We start from the raw sequence: 22,972 nt of genomic DNA, 5'->3' as shown, positions 1-22,972 counted from the left end.
CCGGACCACCGACATCGTGCGGGTCTACCCGGACTGGGACTTCAAGGGCACGCCGATCACGCTGCTGCCGGGCGAGTCGATCAGCTTGAACAGTGGCGACGCCGGCAACGACTCCGCCTCGTCCGTACGCTGGTTGTGACCTCGGCTCTCCGTGGCCGGCCGCGCGCCGACCCGGCCACGGAGCGCTCCCGTTCCGGCTTCTGCGGACTGCGCCTCGTGACGAGAGGGCCCCTCCAGCGTGCACTGAACCGCGAAGACGGTATCCGCCAGGCCAATTCGAGCAGTCCCTGCTGGAGATCGGCGCGTCGGCGATCACGGATGTGATGCCGCGCTTCGACAGCGGGCGGCGGTATTCGGTGAAGTTGTAGCCCCGGTCGCCTTGCGGCGGGGACGTCCCAGCAGGCGCCGGATGAGGGGAGGCGTGGCCAGACGCCGGTCTCGTCCATTCCCGCAGCCGGCGCCAGGCCGTCACCCCGGAACAGCCCACAGTCTCCGCTGGGACGTCTCGCCAGGCGACACCGGTCCGCAGCACGAACAGGACGCCGGCGAGTGCTGTCCGGTCAGGGACACGCAACCGTCCGGGGTGCGGGGAATCGGAGATGTTCAATGGACGATCGTTTCAAGGGCTTCCTCAGGACTTGCCTGGGCCTTGAGATGGGCTACGACATGACTGGATATCTGAGGCCGACTCTCACAGCTTTCAGCGATTCGTACGTCGAATCCGTTCGTGAAGGATTCGCGGAGATCATTGCCGACGACTCGTTCGGCCCGGATGAATACGAGAGGTTGACCGATGTCGAATTCCCTGACCGCGAGACTCTCCACGCACACCTTCAGGACATGTACGACTATCTGTTCAATGCCGCCCCGCGGCAGCCGATGCCTCCGGGCTGAGACGTCATCTCAATCGGAGGCGGCGGATCGAGGCTCCGGGCCGGCGCCCGCCCCGAACGACGAGGCATTCATCGCGGCGGACACGGACTCCAGCATCGTGGTCGATGCCGACGGGGTACTCCTGGCACTGCATGGGCGCGGGCTACCGCTGGACCAGATCGAAACCGATGAGGACCTCGACCGGGGAGGCGCGGAGACCGAGTTGCCCTGGTCAGAGATCGCCAATGTCACGCATTACATCGTCCCCAGGTCCCGGCTGCATGTCACAGTCACGCTGCACAGCGGCTCGACCTTCGAGGGCGAGGTCAACGCCCGCCGGACTGCCCGTGTTCCGGAGTGGCATCCGTTGACGCCCCAGCCACCACGGCACGACACGGCACGATCGCGTTGACAGGCGGGTGGTGCCGCCGACGGCGGGAGTGATGGCACATCTGCGGTCAGCCGGACAGGACGGTCCTGCGCGCCGGAGGTTGCCAGATGAAGGCATCGGCAATCTCGTCCTGGAGCGGATCCCTCTGCCACGTATCAGTGATGTCTGTCCAGTTACGGAGGACGGCTTTGCCTGCGCCCTTCGGCGTGTCACGGTCGTAGGCGACATCGAAGCGGTAGACACGGCCATCCCCGTCGATGCACTGTCCGAACTCGTGGTCGCCGCCATCCGGGAAGAGATTGACCAGCACAGTGGTAGCCGGGTCGAGCCCCTGATCTTCGAGGAGGTGCCTGAGGCGCTTCCAGAGATCAAGCGAGCTCGTTCGCAAGAGGTGTGTGTATTGAACGTGTACGGCCTGGGACATGAAACCCGATCTTGTGCCACCTGCACCGAAAGCGCCAGCCCTCAGGGAGGGGACGACCACCACAGGAAACGACGTCGTAGCACTCCAGTGCGACTTCGTGATTTAGGTCTCCGGGTAGCTACTGAGTCGCCGTTGGCAGTGGCAGCGTCTGGCCTGTTCTTGGTGGAGTCTGCGCCAGATTGACCGGTTCAGAAGGCTGTGCAGAGGTGCGGTCGGCCGTCGGAACAGCATGCCGACGAGGCGGCGTATCTCCGGGATGGTCAGGTCAATCGGGCTCGCTGCTGCGGGCAGGACGGTTCGGGTCGGGGCTTCGGCCGGGCTTGGCGCTGACCGCAACGGCCGCGAGGAAGGCCAGCGTGAGCACGGCCAGGGCGATGTGGCGGTGCCAGGAGGTCCAGTGGCGGACCTGGTAGTGGGCCAAGCCGACCTGGCCTTTGGCAGCTTGGAAGCACTCCTCGATGCACCACCTGGTCCCGGCGACACGGACCAACGAGGACAGGGCTACCGCGCCCGGCGACCAGCACAGGTAGAAGGCGAGTTCGCCGGTGGTGGGCTTGCGGCGTATCAGCAGGCACCGGCTCTTGTCGGCTCCGGTCTGTATCCAGGCCCAGTCGTAATAGCGCGGGCCTTTCGCTCCGGCGCCGGCGCTTTGCCGGTGCCAGGCGTCCCTGGGTAGAGAGGCGGCCACGGCATCAGCTTGGACCCCAGTGCGGTCCTGATTGATCCGCACCCTGGTGGTACAGGCGACTGCCAGGACGTAGCCGACCCCGCGTGCCTCCAGGCCGGAGCGAAGGTGCGGGTCCTGGCCGTGGACCTCGTCCCCTGTCACCCAGGAGGAGGTGCGCCCGGCGTCCAGAGCCGCCTCGATCATCCGCAGGGCCAGGCGGGGCTTCGTCGCGAACTCGACGTGCCCGGGAACGCCGAAGCCCGCGCGGCGCTCGCCGTCCTGGCACCAGGTGCGCTCGGGAAGGTAGAGACGACGGTCGATCAGTGCCCGTCCCCGTGCGGTCGCGTAAACAAGAAACACCCCGACCTGGGCATTCTCGATCCGCCCAGCGGCTCCGGTGTACTGCCGCTGCACGCCCGCAGAACGTAGGCCCTTCTTCAAGAAACCCGTCTCGTCCACGATCAACACCCCGTCACCGCCGAGACTCTCCAGCACGTAGGCGCGGACATCGTCGCGTATCTCCTAGGCATCCCAGCGTGCGTTTCGCAGCAGCCGCTGCATCGCGCCGGGGCGGGAATGGCCAGCCTCCTCAGCCGGCTGCCAGCAGTTCTTGCGCTCTGCACCGGACGGCAGTCCGAGCACGAAAGCCCGCGCTGTCGCCCTCGGCTCGACCCGCCGGAACCGGCAGGCGATACGGGCCATGGCCTGGTCGAACATCGCCCGCCAACGAGCAGGGTCTACGCCATGGCCCACGGCCAAAGCACCATCTTCAGAAGTCCACACAACCGTTGATGATCACGCGGTGGCCGCTCCCCGATCGGTTCCACCCGCCAACTGGTGCCAGTCATGACCACACCCGTCAGCGCAGAACCGCTCCCGACGACGCTCGTCCGACACCCCCAGCAGCGCGACCAACAGCCGGAATGACTTCACCCGCTCGTCCTGCGGCAGATTAATGATCTTTCCCAGCTGCACGTTCAGCTGCCCACGCGTGATCAAAACGGCGGGGGTACACGTCGGCCGAAGGCCAGCGCGTCGAACGCTCTCGGGCCCGTCCTCCTCCGTCGCGCGGGCTTGCATGCAGTGTCCGCACAGCTCCCGCAGAACCTCGAACTGGTTCTCAGCCGGCAGAGCTTCGAACCACTCGACACCCTGCTCGATCGGACGCAAGTCCTGCGCGAGCATGTTCAGCATGACCGTGCGCTCGTTCATCTGTCTCCCCCTGCGATCCAGCCGAGGCGAGTCGCCCCCGTGGGCCATCGAACCAGAACGCGAAGTATGACTGGAGTATTAGGCGCCGGTCATCCGTACGGCCCACCGCGCGTGCGGCACGCGCCGGTGCCGGGGATGGTCGAGGGGGCGGGCGACCGGAGGAGGAGCCTTGACGGAACTGGCCCGGATCCCACTGGCGGACGGCGGCACCCTCCTCGTCGAGGCTCCGGCCACGGCGCGGGGGCCCCTCAAGGCGGGGCGCTTCGGCGATGCCGTTCACCAGTTGCCCCAGACCCTCCAGGAGGCCCTGGGCTCCGTCACGGAGGCGGCGCGCGCCACCCTCGACCAGCTGCGCAAGGCCGGGCCCGACGGGATCTCGTTCGAGTTCGGCGTCGACCTCGCGTTCGAGGCCGGGGCCGTGATCACCAAGAGCACGGCCAACTGTCACCTGAGGGTGACCATGACCTGGGAGCGGGACGCGCCGGGCCGTCGGGCCGGGGGCGAGCGGCCGGCGCCGGGCTGATCGCCTGGGCGTCTGCGGCGTGGCCGGGCCCTCGTCCGGACCGGCCGGGCCGTCGGCCGCGGCTTGGCCCCGCAGGAGCGGTCGGTGTGCGCGCGGGACGGGTCAGCCGGCCGGGGCCGTTCCGCCCAGGGTGGCCGCGTAGGCGGTCTGGGGGCCGAATTTCCAGGCGGGGCCGGCGTTCCACGGGTTGGGCATGGCCGCGCTCGTCACATACGCGTAGCCGGCGCCGCGGGTGAAGGCGGTGCGGAGGGCGGCGCGCATCGCGGCGGTGTCGGGGACCTCGTGCACGAGGTGCCAGAACGCGCTGCCGGTCGGGTCGAGTTCGGTGCCCTGGCGGTAGGCGCCGTGGGCGTCGAAGACGTTGCCGTGCCATCCGCCCGTCGTGTAGGCCGCGTACGTGTTCTCGTAGGTGACGAAGATGTCGGCGGTGCGGTGACCCGGCTCCAGGTAGCAGTCGGCGATGGCGGTGCCGGGGTTGTTGACGACGAGGTCGTCCACGTCCGGGTCGGCGGCGTGCATGGTGTCCTGGACGTAGCGGCGCAGTGCCGCGTAGTGATCGCGGGTGGCGTTGCCGGTGCCGCAGTCGCGGCTGACCACGTCGAAGAAGATGCCGTCGACGTGCAGCCGGCCGTCCCCGTCGCCGGAAGGCCGCAGGTAGTTGTCGACGGAGGCCCTGACGGCCGCCGGGTCCCGCCGGCCGTGGTCGGTGTGGACGTAGCCGAGCACCTTGGTCCTCTCGCCGGTGGCGGTGGTCCTGGCGCGCAGGGCGTCGGCGCGGGCGCGCCAGCGGCCGTCGAAGGGGGCGTCGCCGTTGCCTGGGTTGAGGACGACCACGGAGGCGGCGGGGGTGGTGGCGGTGAGCGCGGCCAGCATCGGGGCGTCGGCCCGGACGTAGGCGGGTACGCCGATCTCCAGGCCGCGTACGCCGGGTATCCGGGGGGCGGGCGTGGCCGGCGGCGCCGTCTGTCTCGCGGAGGCGGGCACCGCCGGCGCCGGTGCGGCGAGCAGCACGGTCACGGCGACGGCGTACACAGACCTCAGTACGCGGGCGGGGGTCACGACTGTTCCTCCGGCTGCGGCGGTGGCGGGACCCCAGGAACACTAGACGCGCGGAATCCCGGTGAACGGCGAACCACCCGGATCGGTATGAGGAACAGACAAGCGACTCGTCACCATGCCCCTGTCATACGGCGGGCAGTCCCACGGAGTGCGCCAGCTGCCCGGCGGCGTGCGCGAAGAAGGCCTCCCGCTCCTCGACGACCCGGTTGAACTGGCCGAACAGCTCGAAGGAGACGAGGCCGACGAGCTGCGCACAGGCCGCGACCAGCGCGGCCGTCACCTCCGGGGGCAGGCCTTCGGCGAAGTCCGCGGTCATCCGGTGGGCTTCGGCGCGCAGGGGGGCGGGCAGGGGCGGCAGGGCGAGGCCGCGGCCTTCGTAGGCGGTGCGGAGGATGCCGATGAGGACGTTGGCCACGCGGGCGGCGGGGCCGACCGTGTCGAGGGGGGCGGTGTAGCCGGGGACCGGCGAGCCGTAGATGAGGGCGTACTCGTGCGGGTGGCCCAGTGCCCAGGTACGGACGGCGGCGCAGACCGCGGTCCACCGGGCGCGGGGCGGGTCGCCGGCGGCGAGGGCGGTGATGTCGGCGGCTTCGGCGGCGGATCCCAGGCTGTCGTAGGCGTCGATGATCAGCGCGGTGAGCAGCTCGTCGCGGCTGGGGAAGTAGCGGTAGAGGGCTGACGAGACCATGCCCAGCTCGCGGGCGACGGCGCGCAGCGAGAGTTTGGCGGCGCCCTCGGCCGCGAGCCGGCGGCGGGCCTCGTCCTTGATGGCGGCGGTGACCTCGATACGGGCCCGTTCCCTGGCTCCTCGCACGGTGCTCATACCGATCAGTGTGCCATGGGAGCAGAGCAGTGCACGAAAAGCAGAGCGGCGCTCACTAGAGAGAGCACCGCTCTTGTTCTGGTGCGCCGATCCGTGCACACTGATCTCAAGCGAGAGCAGTGCTCTCCCAATGAGCCCCGGAGGCCACCATGAACGCGCCCGCCCCCTATTACGCCCAGGCCGGCCGCTTCGCCGTCCGCTTCAACGCCCTGTTCGGCAAGCTCGCCCGTCTCGGCCTCAGCCTGGCCGGCTCGGCCGAGCTGTCGGTGCGCGGCCGCACCTCCGGCCGGATGCAGCGCATCCCCGTCAACCCGCACACCCACGAGGGCGACCAGTACCTCGTCTCAGCTCGCGGCCACTCCCAGTGGGTCCGCAACATGCGCGCGGCGGGCGGCGGCGAGCTGCGCGTGGGCCGCAAGGTCCGCGCCTTCACCGCCGTGGAGCTGACCGACCCGGCGGAGAAGGCGGCCGTCCTGCGCGCCTACCTGGAGAAGTGGGGCTGGGAGGTCAACCGGTTCTTCCAGGGCGTCACCGCGAAGTCCACGGACGCCGAGCTCCGGGCGGCGGCCGGGGACCACCCGGTCTTCCGCGTCACGGTGTCCCGCTGAGCCGCCCGCACCCCGCCGGGCGCCCGGACCCCACCGGACCCCGCACGACCCCCGCCGGGCACACCGCCCGACCCCCGCCCCGGCCCCGCCCGACCGCCCCTGACGGGTTCCCCTCCCGGACGTGCCGAGGCGCCGGCCCCGGCGGACCCCGCGCGGCGGAGCGCACCTCCTCGGTGCCCCCGCGCACGCGGACGCCGCCGGGGCCGGCGCCTCGGCGTGGCTGTCTCCCCGCGCCTATCCGCGGCGGCCCCGCGCCTGACGGTCGTCCACCAGGTGCAGCGCCTTGCGCGCCAGCGGGTGCGTACGGACCAGGTCGGGCAGGGTCGTCGAGCCGCGGGTGATGCGGGCGAAGGCCGTCCAGGCCGGCCGCAGGCCCGTGAGCGCGGCGTGGATCAGCCCCGGGCGGGTCTCGAAGACGGACAGCATCCGCTTGCCGACGGCCATTTCCACGCCCAGCCCGGCCTTGACCGCGAAGGCGTAGTTGAGCGCCTGGCGGCGCGCGTCCACCGCGTCCTGCGCCTCGGAGATCTTGACCGCCCACTCCCCCGCGAGCCGTCCCGACCGCAGCGCGAAGGAGATGCCCTCCCGCGTCCACGGCTCCAGGAGACCGGCCGCGTCACCGGCCACCAGCACCCGGCCGCGCGAGAGCGGGGAGTCGGGCTTGCGGCAGCGGGTCAGGTGACCGGAGGAGACGGCCGGTTCGAAGCCGGCCAGACCCAGGCGGGCGATGAAGTCGTCGAGGTACCGCTTGGTGGCGGCGCCCTCGCCCTTCGCCGAGATGACCCCGACGGTGAGCGTGTCGCCCTTGGGGAAGACCCAGCCGTAACTGCCGGGCAGCGGACCCCAGTCGATCAGGACGCGGCCCTTCCAGTCCTCGGCCACCGTCTCCGGTACCGGGATCTCCGCCTCCAGTCCGAGGTCGACCTGGTCCGTCTCCACACCGACGTGGGCGCCGATCCGGCTGGCGCTGCCGTCGGCGCCGACCACGGCCCGCGCCAGGACGGTCTCGCCGTCGGCGAGCACGACGGCGACCGTGCGGCGGTCCGGCACGGCCGCGCCGTGCTGCTCGACCCGGGACACGGCCGTGCCCGTACGGAGGGTCGCGCCCGCCTTCTCGGCCTCCGCGACCAGGGCCGCGTCGAACTCGGGCCGGTTGATGAGCCCGAACAGCATGTGCTTCGAGCGGCGGGTGCGGGCCAGCCTGCCGTTGAGGGAGAAGGTGACCGCGTGGATGCGGTCCTTGAGGGGCAGGGCGAAGCCCGGGGGAAGGGCGTCGCGCGAGGGGCCGATGATGCCGCCGCCGCAGGTCTTGTACCGGGGCAGCTCCGCCTTCTCCAGCAGCAGGACGCTCCTCCCAGCCGCGGCCGCGGCGCGCGCCGCCGACGCTCCGGCCGGTCCGGCGCCGACCACGACGACGTCCCACACCTCTCCGGCGCCCTCTGCGGCCGCCCCTTCGGCCGTCTCCCCGGCCGCCTCTGCCGGGGCGCCCTCGTCCGCCCCCCGAGCCGCCTGCTCTGCGCTTGCGCCGTTCACGTCGTCGTCGCTGCTCACGATGTGCGTCTGCTCCTGATCACCCGGTTGCTCCGATGCCGTGGAAATCCTACGGCGAGCCGCCGCCTCGTCCCTCTGTGCGAGGATCGTGACAGTCTTTCGCGTTGCATTCGCCGTACCCCGGCACTCATCACAACGTCGCACCCACGAGGAGCGTGCCCATGTCCCTGAATCCGATCGCCGAGACCGTCGCCTCGCTCATGCCCCGCGCCAAGGCGGAGCTGACCGAGCTGGTGGCCTTCCAGTCGGTCGCGGACTGGGCCCAGTTCCCGCAGAGCGAGAGCCAGGCCGCCGCGAACTGGGTGGCCGACGCCCTGCGCGCCGAGGGCTTCCAGGACGTGGCGCTGCTCGACACCCCGGACGGCACGCAGTCCGTGTACGGGTTCCTGCCCGGCCCCGAGGGCGCCCCGACCGTTCTGCTCTACGCGCACTACGACGTGCAGCCGCCGCTGGACGACGCCGCCTGGATCTCCCCCGCCTTCGAGCTGACCGAGCGCGACGGCCGCTGGTACGGGCGCGGTGCCGCGGACTGCAAGGGCGGGTTCATCATGCACCTGCTCGCGCTGCGCGCCCTGAAGGCCAACGGCGGGGTGCCGGTGAACGTGAAGGTGATCGTCGAGGGCTCGGAGGAGCAGGGCACCGGCGGCCTCCAGCAGTACGCCGAGGCCAACCCCGAGCTGCTGGCCGCCGACACCATCGTCATCGGCGACGCGGGCAACTTCCGCCTCGGGCTGCCGACGGTGACGGCCACGCTGCGCGGGATGACCCTGATCAAGGTCAGGATCGACACCCTGGGCGGCAACCTGCACTCCGGCATGTTCGGCGGTGTCGCCCCCGACGCGCTCGCCGCGCTGATCCGCCTGCTGGACTCGCTGCGCTCCGAGGACGGTTCGACGACCGTGGACGGTCTGGCCTCGGACGCGGTGTGGGAGGGCCTGCAGTACCCGGAGGCGGACTTCCGCGCCGACGCGAGGGTGCTGGACGGTGTCGAGCTGATCGGTGAGGGCACGATCGCCGACCGGCTGTGGGCCCGTCCCGCCGTCACCGTGCTCGGCATCGACTGCCCGCCGGTGGTCGGCGCGACCCCGTCGGTGCACGCGAGCGCGGGCGCCCTGATCAGCCTGCGCGTGCCGCCGGGCGTGGACACCTCCGAGGCCATCAAGCTGCTGGAGGCGCACCTGGTGGCGCACACCCCGTGGAAGGCCCGCCTCGAGCTGGAGGTCGTGGGCCAGGGCCAGCCCTTCCAGGCGGACACGAGCAGCCCGGCGTACGCGTCGATGGCGGCGGCCCTGCGGGAGGCGTACGACGGCCAGGAGATGCAGATCAGCGGCATGGGCGGGTCGATCCCGCTGTGCAACACGCTGACCTCGCTGTACCCGGGGGCGGAGATGCTGCTCATCGGGCTGAGCGAGCCGGAGGCGCAGATCCACGCGGTGAACGAGAGCGTCTCCCCCGAGGAGCTGGAGCGGCTGTCGGTCGCCGAGGCCCTGTTCCTGGTGAACTACGCGGCGTCCAAGGCCGTCTGACACGGCAGCCGGCGGGACACTTCGTACGCCCGGGGCGCGGTGCGCCCCGGGCGTGCTCTGCTTGTGGCTAAGTCGCGTGCCCGCGGCGGCCCCGGCTGTCTACGGTCGTCGTCATGGATCTCGTAGAAGTACTCCCGGACCGGCTCCACATGCTGCGCTTCTCCATCGGCCAGGCCTATCTCTGGCAGGACGGCGGGGCGCTCACCCTGATCGACGCCGGCCATGCCGGCTCCGCCGACGGCATCGAGCGGGCGATACGTTCCCTCGGGCTGGCGCCCGAGCGGCTGGAGCGGATCGTGCTGACGCACTGCCACCGCGATCACGTCGGCGCCGCCGGTGAGCTCGCCGCCCGCTGGGGTGCGCGGGTGCTGGCCCATCGGCTGGACGCCCCGGTGGTGCGCGGTGAGCGGCCGGTCCCCGAACCGGTGCTGCTGGACTGGGAAGTCCCGCTGTACGCGCACGGGCTGACGGCCCCGGAGGCGCCGCCGACCTGGGTCGACGGGGAGCTGGAGGACGGTGACGTGCTGGACTTCGGCGACGGGGCGGTGGTGGTCCACGCCCCGGGCCACACGCCGGGCAGCATCGGTGTGCACCTGCCGGCGCACGGGGTGCTGTTCACGGGGGACTGCGTGGCCGGAGTGGGCCAGGTGATGCTGGGCGTCTTCAACGTCGACCGGGCCGGGGCGGTCGCCTCCTTCCGCCGGCTGGCCGCCCTCGCCCCGGCCGTGGCCTGCTTCGGGCACGGTGACCCCTGGACCGAGGACACCGCGAAGGCGCTCCACGCGGCGGCGGAGGCGGCCAAGGCCTGAGCCCCCGCCCGGCCAAGGCCTGAGCCCCCGCCCGGCCGGGACCGGGCCGGGGCCCCCGCCCGGCCGGGACCGGGCCGGGGCCGCGCCGCCGGCGCCGGCGCCGGTGTCACGGGGTGGGGCGACCCGACTCCAGGTAGAGCGGGTGGCCGCGCTCGCGGGCGCGCAGGGCCCAGCGCAGCCGTTCGTAGCGCTGCGGCGGCAGGAGTGCGGCTGCCTCCTCTTCCGTGACGAAGCGCCAGGCCCGCAGTTCCGGTCCGGGCAGCCGCAGCCGGGCGGTCTCCGCCTCCGGCAGCCGCCCGCCGTCGAACAGCAGCCGCAGGCCCCCGTACGCCGGGGACCGGGGCGGCTCCCAGTCGACCACCAGCAGTCCCGGGACCCGCTCCAGCGTCAGGCCCAGCTCCTCCGCGACCTCCCGTACGCCCGCCCGTGCCGGGGCCTCGCCCGCCTCGACCACCCCGCCCGGGAACTCCCAGCCCGGCTTGTACGTCGGATCCACCAGGAGGACCCGGTCCCGGTCGTCGAAGAGCAGCACCCCCGCCGCCACCGTCTCCCGCGTCGGCTCCGGGGTCTGCACGATGTCGCAGACGGCCGCCGTGTCGGTGCGTACGGCGTCGGCGATCCGCTGCGCCGTCTCCCGGACCGTCAGGTGCCCGTTGTCGATGAGGTGCGCGTCGGCCGCCAGCCACCCCAACGCCTGCCGGTACGCCGGGATGTGGTCGTACGCCCACTGGCGGACCCGTACGTCCACCTCCTGCGGCGCCCCCGGCTCCTGGCGGGTGGCGATGCGCTCACGCAGGATCGTTTCCTCCGGGGCGAGCAGGACGTGCCGCACCGCGATCCGGCGCGCCGCGAGACCGCCGAAGATCTCGTCGCGGTACTCCTGCCGCAGCAGCGTCATCGGCACGACCAGGGTCCCGCCGAGCTCCGCCAGCATCGCCGCCGCCGTGTCCACGACGAGCCGCCGCCAGCTCGGCAGGTCCTGGTAGTCGTCGACCTCCGCGAGCCGTTTGGCCGGCAGGAGCCGCCGCAGCGCGTCACCGATGAGCTCCGGGTCGTACAGGCTGCTGTCCGGCAGGAGTCCGGCCAGTTCGCGGGCCGTGCTGGTCTTCCCGGCACCGAAAGTGCCGTTGATCCAGACAATCACGTCTACCCCTCTCCCTATGGCTCGCCTCCGAACCCCCCGGTGCCTGCCCGCCCCACCCTGCCACGGAAACCCACCCGCCGGCCGAGTGCTTATGCTCGGGGGCGGAGCCGAGATCACAGCCGAGGTCAAAGCCCTTCCGCACCACCGCCACCTCCGGAGGTTTCCCCACCGTGCCGCAGACCCGCCCCCCGTCCGAGCCCCGCTACGGCAACCGGCCGACCATGAAGGACGTGGCGGCCAGGGCGGGCGTCGGCCTCAAGACGGTCTCACGGGTCGTCAACGGCGAGCCGGGGGTGACCCCCGACACCGAGCGCCGGGTGCAGGAGGCCATCGAGGAGCTCGGATTCCGGCGCAACGACAGCGCGCGGGTGCTGCGCAAGGGCCGTACCGCCACCGTCGGGCTGGTCCTGGAGGACCTCGCCGACCCCTTCTACGGTCCGCTCAACCGGGCCGTGGAGGAGGTGGCCCGCACCCACGGCGCCCTGCTCATCAACGGCTCCAGCGCCGAGGACCCGGACCGCGAGCGGGAGTTGGCGCTCGCGCTGTGCGCACGCCGGGTCGACGGGCTGATCGTGATCCCGGCCGGGGACGACCACCGCTACCTGGAGCCCGAGATCCGGGCGGGGGTGGCCACCGTGTTCGTGGACCGCCCGGCGGGCCGGATCGAGGCCGACGTCGTCCTGTCGGACAACTTCGGCGGCGCCCGGGACGGGGTGGCGCACCTGATCGCCGCCGGGCACCGGCGGATCGGGTTCATCGGCGACCACCCCCGCATCCACACCGCCACGGAACGCCTGCGCGGCTACCACGAGGCCATGGAGCGGGCGGGTCTGCCGGTGGCCGGGGCCTGGGTCTCCCTCGGCTCCACCGCACCGGACCGGGTGGCGTCGGCGGCCGCGGCGATGCTGGCGGGCCCGGAGCCGGTCACCGCCGTCTTCGCGGGCAACAACCGGGTCACCGTCACCGTCGTACGGGCCCTCGCGGCGCTTCCCCGGCCGGTGGCGCTGGTCGGCTTCGACGACTTCGAGCTCGCCGACCTGCTGCGCCCGGGCGTCACGGTCGTCGCCCAGGACCCGGCCGCCCTGGGCCGCGTGGCCACGGACCGACTCTTCCAGCGCCTGGCGGGCAGCAGCCTCCCCCCGACCCGCATCGAACTCCCCACCCGCCTCATCCCCCGCGGCTCGGGCGAGATCCCGCCGGTCACCGGATGAGCGACCGCAGCCCGGGCACGGCCCCGCCGGTGGCGGTGAGCCCGGCGAGGACGGCGAGCGGAGCCGGCACCCCGCCGAGGTAACTCAGCCCGCCGGTGACGGAGCCGGCGAACAGGGCGCCGAGGAGCACGACGGCGGCGTGCAGGGTCAGGAGGGGCGGATCGGTGTCGTGGGATGTGGTCATGCCGTGATTCCACCGCCGTTCCTTCCCGCACCCCGCTCCCACCGGACGAACCCGTACCGCCCCCGGACACCGCCGGACAGCGCCGTATCCCGTCCCTGACCGGCACTGTTCGGGATTGTCCGGCGGAGCGCGGGGCACGGCCCTAACCTGTGCGGTGATGGACAGCGTGCGTGCATTCAGCGAAGAACTGGATTCGTTCGCGGCGGACTTGCGTCGGCTGCGGCTCGACCGGGGCAACCGGTCGTACCGCGAGCTCGCCGCGCGTGCGGCGAAATCCCGGACCGGGATCCGGCTTCCGGTGTCCACCCAGAGCGACGTGTTCCGCGGGGACCGCCTTCCGAAACTGGACAGTCTGATGGGCCTGGTCCGGATCCTGCACTCCTACGACGAGTTCGGCCAGGAGCGGGCCGCCGTGCCGCCCCACAACTCCCCCGAGCTGGAGCCCTGGCGCCGCCGCTGGCGCGACCTGGCCGCCCTGGGGCCGGTCCGGCGCTCCCGGGTGCACGAACCTGTCGCGAAGGAGCACGTCCCCGTCCCCGTACCCGTACCCGGCTTCACCCTGGCCCACGTGCTCGCCCTGCGCGCGGACAACAACTGGTGCGTGGCCTTCTCTCCCGACGGCCGGCTCCTCGCCGTGGCGGGGCAGGACCACACCGACCCAGTGGTTCAACTGTGGGATCCCGTCCGGGGGGTTGCCGTAGGCGAGCTCCTGAACAGGCCCCTCGCCTTTTCGCTGGCGTTCTCCCCCAGCGGCCACCTCCTGGCCGTCGGGGATTGCGAGGGGGAGGTGACCCTGTGGGAAACCGCGACCCTCCAGCGGGCCGGACCACCCTTGCCCGGCCACCACGGCTCCGTCGACGTGGTCGTCTTCGCCGCGGACGGCCGGACATTGGTCACGGCCGATGACGAGATCGTCCACCGATGGGACACGGCGACGGGAGACCTTGTCGGACCACCTCTGTTCGGCGAGATCGAGGCGGCGTTCTGCCGCCCCGACGGCAGTGTCCTGGCCGCGCTCAGGACCACGCGGACGCTGCGCCTGTGGGACCTCGCGACGGGTGGGAGTGTTGGCGGTCCCCTCTTCGAGGACATCGACGGACCCGTCGAGGCCGCGTTCTCCCCCGACGGCGCCCTGCTGGCCACGACCTGCGGCGGAGAAACCCTGCTGTGGGACACGGCGACCGGCAGCCTCGCGCGCGGACTGCCCGAAGCGGCCGGGCGCGGGGCCACCATGGCCTTCTCCCTGGACGGCCGCCTGCTGGCCACCATGAGCGACCACGGCACCGTACGGCTGTGGGAGCCTTCGACCGGAGCCCCGCTGGGCCCGCCCCTGGCGGAGCACAAAGGTCCGTTCGACCGGCTGGCCATGTCCCCCGACGGCCGCATGCTCGCTCTCTGCGGCGAGGCCGACACTCTGGTCGTGTACCACGACGAGCCACACGCGGCGCCCTCGCCTTCTCGGCCGCTCGCGGTACGAGCCCTCGACACCGCCTTGCGCAAGCAGCAGGCCGTGGCCCTGCCTCCGCTGTCGAGCGTGAACGGAGTCGCTCTGCGCAGGCTGGCCTTCTCCCCGGACGGCAGCCGTCTCCTGGTCCGCGCCAATAACGGCCGGATCCTCACCTGGGATCCGGCGTCGGGTCTCATGCTGTCCGAGAGTCTGCCCGCGCCGGCCGGCATGCTCCCGTGGGGACTGGACTTCCCCGCCGATGGCCGGCCGGCCGAGCTGTGGGCCCCCGGCGGGCCGCCGGGCCGCCCCGTGTCCCTGGTGCAGCACCTCGCGTTCTGCGGCGCCACCCGTCAGATGGCGGTGATCGGTGCTGAGGGGCGGGTGTCCGTGCAGAGCACGGCTGACGGCCGCGGGACCGGATACGTCCCGGACGGCGTTTCGGACGCGCTCGCCCTCGCCGCCACTCCGGACGGGACCCTGGTGGCCGCCGCCATGGGCGAGCGGGTGGTGCTGTGGGACGCCTCTGCCCCGGGAGTGCCGCACCTCGAGCTGGCGGCCCACTTGAGCACCGTCGGCGCCATGGCCTTCGCCCCGGAGGGGCAGCTTCTGGCGACCGGCGACGCCCACGGAGGCGTCCTGCTGTGGGACGTACGCGCCCCCGCCGCCCCCGTCCACCCTCTCTCCGGGCACGTCGGCCCCGTGTACGACCTGGCGTTCTCCCCGCAGGGGCACCGGCTCGCCAGCGCCGGCGCGGACGGCACCGTGCGGCTCTGGGACACCACCACGGGCCGGCCCGCCACCAGCCTGCCTCTGACCGGCCACACCGGTGCCGTCCGGGGTGTGGCCTTCTCCTCCGACGCGAGCCTGCTGGCCTCCGCCGGGGGCGACGGCACCCTCCGCCGCTGGCTCCTGCCGGTCCCGCACGCACCGACGGCCCGGCCCCGGTGATGGCGGGCCGGGCCGTCGGCGGGGCGGGTGGATCAGGCCGTCGCCGTCAGGGTCGCCGAGCGGCGGGGGATGGCGAAGGCGTCCAGTTCGGCTCGGGTCAGGCCGGTGAGGGCGGTGACCTCGTCGGTGCCGACCGCGCCGCAGTCCAGGCCGCGGACCAGGTAGCCGGCCAGGGCCTTCGCGGTGGCGGGCTCGTCCATGACGTCGCCCTCGATCTTGGCGACGTACGCCTTCAGGCGCGCGGCCGCGGCCTCCAGGCCCTCGCGGTAGAAGGTGAAGACGGCCGCGTAGCGGGTCGGCAGGTGCGCCGGGTGCATGTCCCAGCCCTGGTAGTAGGCGCGGGCCAGGGCGCGGCGGGTGAGGCCGTAGTGCAGCTTCCAGCCCTCGTGGACCTTCGCGGTGGTGCCGATGGGCAGCACGTTCGTCGAGCCGTCGGAGACGCGTACGCCGGTGCCGGCGGCGGCGACCTGCATGATCGCCTTCGCGTGGTCGGCGGCGGGGTGGTCGCTGGCCTGGTACGCGGCGGAGACCCCGACGCAGGCGCTGTAGTCGAAGGTGCCGTAGTGCAGGCCGGTGGCGCGGCCCTTCGAGGCCTCGATCATGCGGGCCACGGTGGCGGTGCCGTCGGAGGCCAGGATGGACTGGCTGGTCTCGATCTGGATCTCGAAGCCGACGCGGCCCGGGCGCAGGCCACGGGTGGACTCGAAGGCCTCCAGCAGCTTGACGAAGGCGCTGACCTGCTCGGCGTAGGTGACCTTGGGCAGGGTGAGGACGAGGCCGTCGGGCAGACCGCCGTGCTCCAGCAGGCCGGAGAGGAAGATGTCGGTGGTGCGGATGCCCCGGTCGCGGACGTTGGACTCCATGCACTTCATGCGGATGCCCATGTACGGGGCGTTCGTGCCGTTCGAGAAGGCCTCCGAGACGAGGCGGGCGGCGCGGGCCGCGGCCTGGTCCTCCTCCTCGTCGGAGCGGACGCCGAAGCCGTCCTCGAAGTCGACGCGGAGGTCCTCGATGGGCTCGGTGGCGAGCTTGGCGCGGACGCGGTCGTAGACGGGTACGGCCAGCTCGTCGGAGATGCCGAGTACCTTGGCGAAGGTGGCGGCGTCCGGGGCGTGCTCGTCGAGGGCCGCGAGGGCCTGGTCGCCCCAGGAGCGGATGGTGTCGGCGGCGAACACGTCACCGGGGACGTAGACGGTGTGGATGGGCTGGCGGGTGCCGGGGTCGCCCGGGTAGTGACGCGCGAGTTCGGCGTCCACCGGCGCCAGGGAGGCGCTGATGCCCTCGCTGACCGCGCCTGCGAGGCTCGTCGCCACCTTCTCCTGCTGACCCATCGTGCACTCTCCTCTTTTCCGCTTCACGGAAGCTTAGATCCGCATAGCAGAATTTAGCCACGGGGTTCCGCTCAGTCAATGGTCCCTCCGCCGCGTGGGACAAACGACTCGGGGCCGTGCGGTGACAATCACCACACGGCCCCGGAGGCCAAGAGACGCGCAGGTCAGGACCGGCGCGGGGGTCAGCCCTTGCGCGCCTTGATCTCGCCCGTCAGCTGCGGGACGACCTCGAAGAGGTCGCCGACCACGCCGTAGTCGACCAGGTCGAAGATCGGGGCCTCGGCGTCCTTGTTGATGGCCACGATGGTCTTCGAGGTCTGCATGCCGGCCCGGTGCTGGATCGCGCCGGAGATGCCGGAGGCGATGTACAGCTGCGGGGAGACCGACTTGCCGGTCTGGCCGACCTGGTTGGAGTGCGGGTACCAGCCGGCGTCGACGGCGGCGCGCGAGGCGCCGACGGCGGCACCGAGGGAGTCCGCGAGCTCCTCGATGATCGCGAAGTTCTCGGCGCCGTTGACGCCGCGGCCGCCGGAGACCACGATCGCGGCCTCGGTCAGCTCCGGGCGGCCGGTCGACTCGCGCGGGGTGCGGGAGACGACCTTGGTGCCGGTGGCCAGGGCGCCGAAGGTGACGGCGAGCGCCTCGACGGCGCCGGCGGCCGGGGCGGCCTCGACCGGGGCCGAGTTCGGCTTCACGGTGATGACCGGGGTGCCCTTGGACACGCGGGACTTGGTGGTGAACGACGCGGCGAAGGCGGCCTGCGTCGCGACCGGACCCTCGTCACCGGCCTCCAGGTCGATGGCGTCGGTGATGATGCCGGAGCCGATGCGCACGGCGAGGCGCGCGGCGATCTCCTTGCCCTCGGCGGAGGACGGGACGAGCACGGCGGCCGGGGAAACGGCCTTGTACGCGGCCTCCAGCGCGTCCACCTTCGGGACGACGAGGTACTCGGTGAACTCGGGGGCGTCGGCGGTGAGGACCTTGACGGCACCGTGCTCGGCGAGCACCGCGGCGGTGGCCTCGGCACCGGCGCCCAAGGCGACGGCGACGGGCTCGCCGACGCGGCGGGCCAGCGTCAGCAGCTCGAGGGTGGGCTTGCGGACGGCACCGTCCACGTGGTCTACGTAGACGAGAACTTCAGCCATGGGACTGTCTCTCCTGCTGTTGCGAAGTGTCTGGGGGCTTGAGAGGGGTGGCCGAAGCTCTTAGATGAACTTCTGGCCGGCCAGGAACTCGGCCAGCTGCTTGCCGCCCTCGCCCTCGTCCTTGACGATCGTTCCGGCGGTGCGGGCCGGACGCTGGGCCGCGGAGTCGACCGCGGTGTAGGCGCCCTCGAGGCCGACCTCGTCGGACTCCAGGTCCAGGTCGGACAGGTCCCAGGACTCCACCGGCTTCTTCTTGGCGGCCATGATGCCCTTGAAGGACGGGTAGCGGGCCTCGCCCGACTGGTCCGTCACCGACACGACGGCCGGGAGGGAGGCCTCCAGCTGCTCGCTCGCGGAGTCGCCGTCGCGGCGGCCCGTGACGGTGCCGTCCTCAACCTTGACCTCGGAGAGCAGGGTGACCTGCGGGACGCCCAGGCGCTCGGCCAGGATCGCCGGGAGGACACCCATGGTGCCGTCGGTCGAGGCCATACCCGTGATGACCAGGTCGTAACCGGCCTTCTCGATCGCCTTCGCGAGGACCAGCGAGGTACCGATGACGTCGGTGCCGTGCAGGTCGTCGTCCTCGACGTGGATGGCCTTGTCGGCGCCCATCGACAGCGCCTTGCGCAGCGCGTCCTTGGCGTCCTCGGGGCCCACCGTCAGAACGGTGATCTCGGCGTCGTCCGCCTCGTCGGCGATCTGCAGCGCCTGCTCGACGGCGTACTCGTCGAGCTCCGACAGCAGACCGTCGACGTCGTCGCGGTCGACGGTCAGGTCATCGGCGAAGTGCCGGTCACCGGTGGCGTCGGGCACGTACTTCACACAGACAACGATCCTCAGGCTCACGCCGGCTCTCCTACCGCATCGTCTTTTTCTGATACCGCCTTGTGCAGGCAGCATAGGCGCCTCGTCGGGCGGATCCCGGTCGGGGCGGCCCGCGCTCCGAAGGGAATGTTACTCGTCAGTACACAGTGGGTCTTCCCCGGTTGCAAGGCCGCCGAACTGTGATCTGTCCAACGCCGCCCGAACCCGTCCCAGCAGGGACGATTCAGTCCCGCAACGCGTTGAAGCGCCCTTGGTGGTACAGCAGGGGGCGCCCCTCCCCCGCCGGGTCCCCCGCCACCACCTCCGCGATGACCACCCGGTGCTCCCCCGCGGGCACCCGCGCGACCACCTTGCACGCCGTCCACGCCAGGACCCCGCCGAGCAGCGGCACTCCGTGCGGGCCCGGGGCCCACTCGGTGCCGGGCCCGAAGCGGTCGGCGCCGCTGCGCGCGAAGAGGCCGGCCAGCTCCCGCTGGTGTTCGCCGAGTATGTGGACGCCGAGGTACGCGCTGTCGCGCACGGCGGGCCAGCTGGAGGCGCCGGTTCCGATGGTGAACGAGAGCAGCGGCGGGTCCGCGGAGACCGAGTTGAGCGAGGTCGCGGTGAAACCTGCGGGCCGGCCCCCGCTCTCCGCGGTGATCACCGCGACGCCCGCCGCGTGCCGCCTGAAGACCGAGCGGAGCAGCTCGGGAGAGCCGGGCAGGGGGGCGCCGGCCGCCTGTCCGCCCTCGGCGGAACGACCGGCGTCGAAGGGGTCGAAGGAGCCGAGGGATGCGGGCGGGGCCGTCGGGGCCGTCATGGGAATGCTTCCTTCTGCCGCGGGGGCGCGGGCGCGTGAGAGGGGATCGGGGGCCGGGGGCCGGAGGGGCCTTCAGCGATCCCGACAGCGCGCGCTCGCATGGCGGACGAGGTCCACGTGGAGCCGCCCGTAAAGCAGGAGTTCATACCGCATGCCGCCAGCGTGGCGATCTCACGCGTACACAGTCAAGCCGCAGCGGTCAGATGTCAGGCGCGTCACGCTGCGTGCGGGCGCGCGTACCGGCGCCCCGGTCACACCGCGGCCCCCAGGGCGGCGATCACGTCCGCCTTGCGCGGCATCCCGGCCGCGCGGCGGACGATGCGCCCGGCGGCGTCCAGGACGAGGACGGTGGGGGTCTTCTCGATGCCGAGGGCGCGCACGAGTTCGAGGTTGCGCTCGGCGTCGATTTCGATGTGCGCGACGCCGTCCACCATTTCGGCGACTTCGGCGAGGATCCTCCGGGTGGCCCGGCAGGGCTGGCAGAAGGCGCTGGAGAACTGGACCAGGCTGGCGCGCTCCCCCGGTGGCCTGCCCAGCTCGGCCGCACCGAGGGGACGCTGACCGCCCGGCCGCCGCGCTTCGTCTCCGTGCACCCGCACACCCGCTCCCGTCCGCTCCGTCCCGCGTCTACGTACCCTGGTGCGAGCATCCGTCCGGCGCGCGGCATTCCCCGCGTGACGAGAATCTCTCCCGGCGGGGTCGTCTGGGCTGGCCAGCGGGCCGCGTTTGGGGCACGATCCCCATGGCCGCGTACCTACGCTGCCGTAACTTCCGGCCGGGAGCACCTCCCCAGGCAGAAAGCGGGGTCTCCCCCAGCATGGCTGAGCTCGTATACCCCCCGGTGATCGGTGCCGCGCACACCCTCTTCCGTGCGCTGGACATCCGGATCGACATGAAGGGCACCGAGAACATCCCGCGCAAGGGCGGGGCGGTCCTGGTGTCGAACCACATCGGCTACCTCGACTTCATCTTCGCCGGCCTGACCGCGCGGCCGCAGAAGCGTCTGGTCCGCTTCATGGCCAAGGAGTCGGTGTTCCGGCACAAGGTCTCGGGCCCGCTGATGCGCGCGATGAAGCACATCCCGGTGGACCGCGAGCAGGGTGAGACCGCGTACCAGCACGCGCTGGACTCGCTGCGCTCGGGAGAGATCATCGGGGTGTTCCCGGAGGCGACGATCTCCCAGTCGTTCACCCTCAAGAGCTTCAAGTCGGGTGCGGCGCGCATGGCCCAGGAGGCGGGCGTCCCGCTGATCCCGGTGGCCCTGTGGGGCACGCAGCGGCTGTGGACCAAGGGCCGCGCGAAGAACCTCAAGCGCAGCCACATCCCGGTGACGATGCGCGTCGGCGAGCCCATCGAGGCCCCGGCGGACCAGTACGCGGGCGCCATCACCCGCCGCCTGCGCGAGCGCGTGCAGGAGCTGCTGGACGCGGCGCAGAGCGCCTACCCGGGCAAGCCGCAGGGTGCCGAGGACTCGTGGTGGCTCCCGGCGCACCTCGGCGGTACCGCCCCGACGGCCGCGCAGGTCAAGGAGCGCGAAGGGAACTGACCCCGTCCCGGGCCCCGGGCCCTTTCCGGCCGTACCGCGTCCGGCCGGCGTAACGTCCTGTCCGTTTGACGAGGTCACCCGGCGCGGAGGGGGTTCGCTGATGGGCGGGTTCGGGCGGTATCTGGCGGCGGCACTGGCCGCGCGCTTCGCGTCCGAGGGGATGGGCATGGCGGTGGTGCTGCTGGCGCTGGAGCGCACCGGCAGTGCCGCGCACGGGGCGTTCGTGCTGACCGCCTGGCTGGCGCCGCACGTGCTGGCCGCGCCGCTGGCGGGGACCGCCGCGGCCCGGACCCGGCGGCCACGGCTGTTCTACGCGGGCGCGCTGGCGGGGTTCACGGTCGCGGTGGCGGCGCTGGCGGCCCTGCTGGGGCGGGCTCCGGTGCCGGTGGTGCTCGTGGTGGCGGTGCTCGGCGGGGCCTGTGGGCCGGTGGTGACCGGCGGGCTCTCCAGCCTGGTCGCGGGGCTGCTGCCGGCGGGCCCGGCGCGGGACCGGGCGTACGGCTGGGACGCCTCCACCTACAACGCGGCGGCGGTGACGGCCCCGGCGGCGGTCAGCGTGGTCGGGGCGCTGGCGTCGGCCGGGCCGGCGATGGCGGTGCTGGCGGTCTCCGGGGCGCTGGCGGCTGTGCTGGCCGCCTCCCTGCCGTACGAGGACCCGGGCGCGGCCGTCTCTCCGGGCGGGCCCCGTGCCGGGGCGGGGGCGGGGCTGGCGGCCCTGTGGCGGGTCCGGGAGCTGAGGGCGATCACCTCGGCGACGACCCTGGCCTTCGTCGGCATCGGGGCCCTGACCACCAGCGCGGTGCTGCTGGCGGCCGGGCTCGGCAGCCCGGGCGCCGGCGGGGTGCTGATGACGGCGTTCGCGGTGGGTGCGCTGGCGGGCTCGCTGACGCTGGGCCGGACGACCGGTGTGCCGCCGGGCCGGCTGGCCCGCTGGGGCCTGGCGGGGACCGGGGCGGCCCTGGCGGTGGCCGCGTTCACGCCGTCCGTGGCGGTGACGGCGGTGGCGTTCGGGGTGGCCGGCTTCTGCGACGGGCCGCTGCTGACGGCCACGCTGCGGATCCGCTCGGAGCACGCGCCCGCGGCGGTGCGGCCGCAGGTGTTCACGCTGGGGGCGGGGCTGAAGATGACGGCGGCTTCGACGGGCGCCGCCCTGGTGGGGCTCGTCGCCGCCGCGCCGCCGTGGACGCTGCTGCTCGGGATCGCCGTACTGCAGCTGGTGGCTGCCGCGCTGCACGCGCTGGTGGCGGGCCGGGGACCCGTACCCGCCCCGGGGGTCACAGGGCCGTCGGCAGGTTCCGCCACAGCTGCGCCAGGTCGGCGGACTCCTGGAGGACCTTGAGCGTCGCGGGGTGCGGGGCGGCGTACAGCTCGGGGTGGTCGATCTCGCCGAGCTCGGGCCGCACGGGGAAGGCGAGCCGCTCCCGGTCGAGGCTGAACCGGGCGTCGACGCCGGGCTTGTTGCCGCGCGGGTCGACGCGGGCCCAGGTCTCGGAGCCGGGCAGTCTGACGGCGACGAGCCCGTGGACGACGGGGCCGGATCCGTCCTCCACGCCGAGGAGCTGGTAGCACAGGGCGGCCGGGATGCCCTGGGCGCGCAGCAGGGCGGCGAGGGCGTGGGCCTTGGCGTAGCAGATGCCGTTGCGGGTGGCGAGTACGTCGGAGGCGCGCCAGGAGACGCGCGTGTCCCCGGAGTCCGCCGAGTGCGGGATGGTGTCCCGGACGAATTCGAAGGCCGCCTTGGCGTATGAATATGCGTCACCGGTGGCGGTCCAGAGGGCGTCGGCGGTGTCCTGGACCAGGGGGTGCCAGTGGTCTATGGCCTCGTCGGAGGCCAAATAGGCGTGGATGTCCGGGTTCTGTTGGATCAGCTGCATGGGCGGGAGCATAGGCATGCCCCTGACCGTAGATCAATAGATTTACAGTCAG

The 22,972-nt window shown here is 72.5% G+C and carries 24 protein-coding genes and 2 pseudogenes; 11 read left to right on the top strand and 15 right to left on the bottom strand.

Going from position 1 to position 22,972, the window contains the following annotated elements:
* Positions 1–16 precede the first annotated feature (16 nt).
* Positions 17–139: a hypothetical protein gene (locus tag ACZ51S_RS01835; RefSeq protein ID WP_468959692.1), complete on the top strand. Its 123-nt coding sequence runs from the start codon at positions 17–19 to the stop codon at positions 137–139.
* Positions 140–416: 277 nt separating this feature from the next.
* On the opposite strand, the pseudogene ACZ51S_RS01830 reads toward ACZ51S_RS01835, so the two are convergent.
* Positions 417–586 (bottom strand): annotated as a pseudogene (locus ACZ51S_RS01830) (transposase); the annotation flags it as partial.
* A gap of 20 nt (positions 587–606) precedes the next feature.
* Here ACZ51S_RS01830 and ACZ51S_RS01825 point away from each other — a divergent pair.
* Together ACZ51S_RS01825 and ACZ51S_RS01820 are read left to right on the top strand one after the other, a co-directional pair.
* Positions 607–894 carry a hypothetical protein gene (locus ACZ51S_RS01825; RefSeq protein ID WP_468959270.1) on the top strand — a complete coding sequence of 96 codons (288 nt, stop codon included), beginning with the start codon at positions 607–609 and terminating at the stop codon, positions 892–894.
* A gap of 97 nt (positions 895–991) precedes the next feature.
* Complete coding sequence (locus tag ACZ51S_RS01820) at positions 992–1,285, top strand: hypothetical protein (protein ID WP_468801757.1); 294 nt, start codon at positions 992–994, stop codon at positions 1,283–1,285.
* Positions 1,286–1,331: 46 nt separating this feature from the next.
* On the opposite strand, the gene ACZ51S_RS01815 is transcribed toward ACZ51S_RS01820, so the two are convergent.
* The 3 genes and pseudogenes from ACZ51S_RS01815 to ACZ51S_RS01805 all read right to left on the bottom strand — a co-directional run bounded on the left by ACZ51S_RS01815 (position 1,332) and on the right by ACZ51S_RS01805 (position 3,567).
* On the bottom strand, positions 1,332–1,652 hold the full coding sequence (locus ACZ51S_RS01815) for a hypothetical protein (protein WP_468476164.1): 321 nt from the start codon (positions 1,650–1,652) through the stop codon (positions 1,332–1,334).
* A gap of 301 nt (positions 1,653–1,953) precedes the next feature.
* A pseudogene (locus tag ACZ51S_RS01810) lies at positions 1,954–3,072 on the bottom strand (IS701 family transposase).
* A 78-nt stretch (positions 3,073–3,150) separates the two neighbouring features.
* Positions 3,151–3,567, bottom strand: a complete 417-nt coding sequence (locus ACZ51S_RS01805; RefSeq protein WP_468476163.1) for a DUF5958 family protein — start codon at positions 3,565–3,567, stop codon at positions 3,151–3,153.
* Positions 3,568–3,736: 169 nt separating this feature from the next.
* Here ACZ51S_RS01805 and ACZ51S_RS01800 point away from each other — a divergent pair, with 169 nt between their 5' ends.
* Entirely contained in the window at positions 3,737–4,090 is a 354-nt protein-coding gene (locus tag ACZ51S_RS01800) for a CU044_2847 family protein (RefSeq protein ID WP_468476162.1), read from the top strand.
* 102 nt (positions 4,091–4,192) lie between these two features.
* On the opposite strand, the gene ACZ51S_RS01795 is transcribed toward ACZ51S_RS01800, so the two are convergent.
* Both ACZ51S_RS01795 and ACZ51S_RS01790 read right to left on the bottom strand, forming a co-directional pair.
* Positions 4,193–5,149 (bottom strand): spherulation-specific family 4 protein, encoded by a 957-nt coding sequence (locus tag ACZ51S_RS01795; protein ID WP_468959269.1) that lies wholly within the window; start codon positions 5,147–5,149, stop codon positions 4,193–4,195.
* Positions 5,150–5,273: 124 nt separating this feature from the next.
* The gene (locus ACZ51S_RS01790; RefSeq protein WP_468959266.1) at positions 5,274–5,972 is read right to left on the bottom strand and encodes a TetR/AcrR family transcriptional regulator; all 699 of its coding nucleotides are present in this window, start codon (positions 5,970–5,972) and stop codon (positions 5,274–5,276) included.
* Between the two features lie 149 nt (positions 5,973–6,121).
* Here ACZ51S_RS01790 and ACZ51S_RS01785 point away from each other — a divergent pair, with 149 nt between their 5' ends.
* The gene (locus tag ACZ51S_RS01785) at positions 6,122–6,580 is read left to right on the top strand and encodes a nitroreductase family deazaflavin-dependent oxidoreductase (protein WP_468959264.1); all 459 of its coding nucleotides are present in this window, start codon (positions 6,122–6,124) and stop codon (positions 6,578–6,580) included.
* Positions 6,581–6,814: 234 nt separating this feature from the next.
* On the opposite strand, the gene ACZ51S_RS01780 is transcribed toward ACZ51S_RS01785, so the two are convergent.
* Positions 6,815–8,131 (bottom strand): geranylgeranyl reductase family protein, encoded by a 1,317-nt coding sequence (locus ACZ51S_RS01780; protein ID WP_468959261.1) that lies wholly within the window; start codon positions 8,129–8,131, stop codon positions 6,815–6,817.
* A 161-nt stretch (positions 8,132–8,292) separates the two neighbouring features.
* Here ACZ51S_RS01780 and ACZ51S_RS01775 point away from each other — a divergent pair, with 161 nt between their 5' ends.
* Both ACZ51S_RS01775 and ACZ51S_RS01770 read left to right on the top strand, forming a co-directional pair.
* Positions 8,293–9,657 carry a M20/M25/M40 family metallo-hydrolase gene (locus tag ACZ51S_RS01775; RefSeq protein ID WP_468476158.1) on the top strand — a complete coding sequence of 455 codons (1,365 nt, stop codon included), beginning with the start codon at positions 8,293–8,295 and terminating at the stop codon, positions 9,655–9,657.
* 113 nt (positions 9,658–9,770) lie between these two features.
* Positions 9,771–10,466 (top strand): MBL fold metallo-hydrolase, encoded by a 696-nt coding sequence (locus tag ACZ51S_RS01770; protein ID WP_468885302.1) that lies wholly within the window; start codon positions 9,771–9,773, stop codon positions 10,464–10,466.
* 106 nt (positions 10,467–10,572) lie between these two features.
* Here the strand turns inward: ACZ51S_RS01770 and ACZ51S_RS01765 are convergent, their stop codons facing one another.
* Positions 10,573–11,610, bottom strand: a complete 1,038-nt coding sequence (locus tag ACZ51S_RS01765) for an NUDIX hydrolase (RefSeq protein WP_468476156.1) — start codon at positions 11,608–11,610, stop codon at positions 10,573–10,575.
* A gap of 221 nt (positions 11,611–11,831) precedes the next feature.
* On the opposite strand from ACZ51S_RS01765, the gene ACZ51S_RS01760 reads away from it, so the two are divergent.
* A complete protein-coding gene (locus ACZ51S_RS01760; RefSeq protein ID WP_468801953.1) occupies positions 11,832–12,821 on the top strand; it encodes a LacI family DNA-binding transcriptional regulator in 990 nt (329 codons plus the stop codon).
* On the opposite strand, the gene ACZ51S_RS01755 is transcribed toward ACZ51S_RS01760, so the two are convergent.
* Positions 12,811–13,005: a hypothetical protein gene (locus ACZ51S_RS01755; protein WP_468801751.1), complete on the bottom strand. Its 195-nt coding sequence runs from the start codon at positions 13,003–13,005 to the stop codon at positions 12,811–12,813. The two genes, ACZ51S_RS01760 and ACZ51S_RS01755, sit on opposite strands and share 11 nt — an antisense overlap.
* A 157-nt stretch (positions 13,006–13,162) precedes the next feature.
* On the opposite strand from ACZ51S_RS01755, the gene ACZ51S_RS01750 reads away from it, so the two are divergent.
* A complete protein-coding gene (locus ACZ51S_RS01750; RefSeq protein ID WP_468959257.1) occupies positions 13,163–15,400 on the top strand; it encodes a hypothetical protein in 2,238 nt (745 codons plus the stop codon).
* A 32-nt stretch (positions 15,401–15,432) separates the two neighbouring features.
* Here ACZ51S_RS01750 and ACZ51S_RS01745 read toward each other — a convergent pair whose 3' ends face one another.
* The 5 genes from ACZ51S_RS01745 to ACZ51S_RS01725 form a co-directional block, all read right to left on the bottom strand.
* A complete protein-coding gene (locus tag ACZ51S_RS01745) occupies positions 15,433–16,731 on the bottom strand; it encodes a DUF6986 family protein (protein ID WP_468801749.1) in 1,299 nt (432 codons plus the stop codon).
* A 182-nt stretch (positions 16,732–16,913) separates the two neighbouring features.
* Positions 16,914–17,876, bottom strand: a complete 963-nt coding sequence (locus ACZ51S_RS01740) for an electron transfer flavoprotein subunit alpha/FixB family protein (protein WP_467884041.1) — start codon at positions 17,874–17,876, stop codon at positions 16,914–16,916.
* A 60-nt stretch (positions 17,877–17,936) separates the two neighbouring features.
* Positions 17,937–18,722 (bottom strand): electron transfer flavoprotein subunit beta/FixA family protein, encoded by a 786-nt coding sequence (locus tag ACZ51S_RS01735; protein ID WP_468476153.1) that lies wholly within the window; start codon positions 18,720–18,722, stop codon positions 17,937–17,939.
* 202 nt (positions 18,723–18,924) lie between these two features.
* The gene (locus ACZ51S_RS01730) at positions 18,925–19,500 is read right to left on the bottom strand and encodes a flavin reductase family protein (RefSeq protein WP_468959255.1); all 576 of its coding nucleotides are present in this window, start codon (positions 19,498–19,500) and stop codon (positions 18,925–18,927) included.
* Between the two features lie 251 nt (positions 19,501–19,751).
* Positions 19,752–20,099 carry a thioredoxin family protein gene (locus tag ACZ51S_RS01725; RefSeq protein WP_468959252.1) on the bottom strand — a complete coding sequence of 116 codons (348 nt, stop codon included), beginning with the start codon at positions 20,097–20,099 and terminating at the stop codon, positions 19,752–19,754.
* Between the two features lie 218 nt (positions 20,100–20,317).
* Here ACZ51S_RS01725 and ACZ51S_RS01720 point away from each other — a divergent pair, with 218 nt between their 5' ends.
* Both ACZ51S_RS01720 and ACZ51S_RS01715 read left to right on the top strand, forming a co-directional pair.
* Positions 20,318–21,046, top strand: coding sequence for a lysophospholipid acyltransferase family protein (locus ACZ51S_RS01720; RefSeq protein ID WP_388936796.1), 729 nt, complete (start codon positions 20,318–20,320; stop codon positions 21,044–21,046).
* A 100-nt stretch (positions 21,047–21,146) separates the two neighbouring features.
* Positions 21,147–22,385: an MFS transporter gene (locus tag ACZ51S_RS01715; protein WP_468959251.1), complete on the top strand. Its 1,239-nt coding sequence runs from the start codon at positions 21,147–21,149 to the stop codon at positions 22,383–22,385.
* Here the strand turns inward: ACZ51S_RS01715 and ACZ51S_RS01710 are convergent.
* The gene (locus tag ACZ51S_RS01710; RefSeq protein ID WP_468476150.1) at positions 22,321–22,920 is read right to left on the bottom strand and encodes a transglutaminase domain-containing protein; all 600 of its coding nucleotides are present in this window, start codon (positions 22,918–22,920) and stop codon (positions 22,321–22,323) included. The two genes, ACZ51S_RS01715 and ACZ51S_RS01710, sit on opposite strands and share 65 nt — an antisense overlap.
* Positions 22,921–22,972 lie beyond the last annotated feature (52 nt).

It is taken from the genome of Streptomyces sp. NPDC034043 (genome assembly GCF_055575675.1).
The sequence above is the reverse complement of the archived record's forward strand: the minus strand, read 5'-3'. Positions and strand labels throughout refer to the sequence as shown.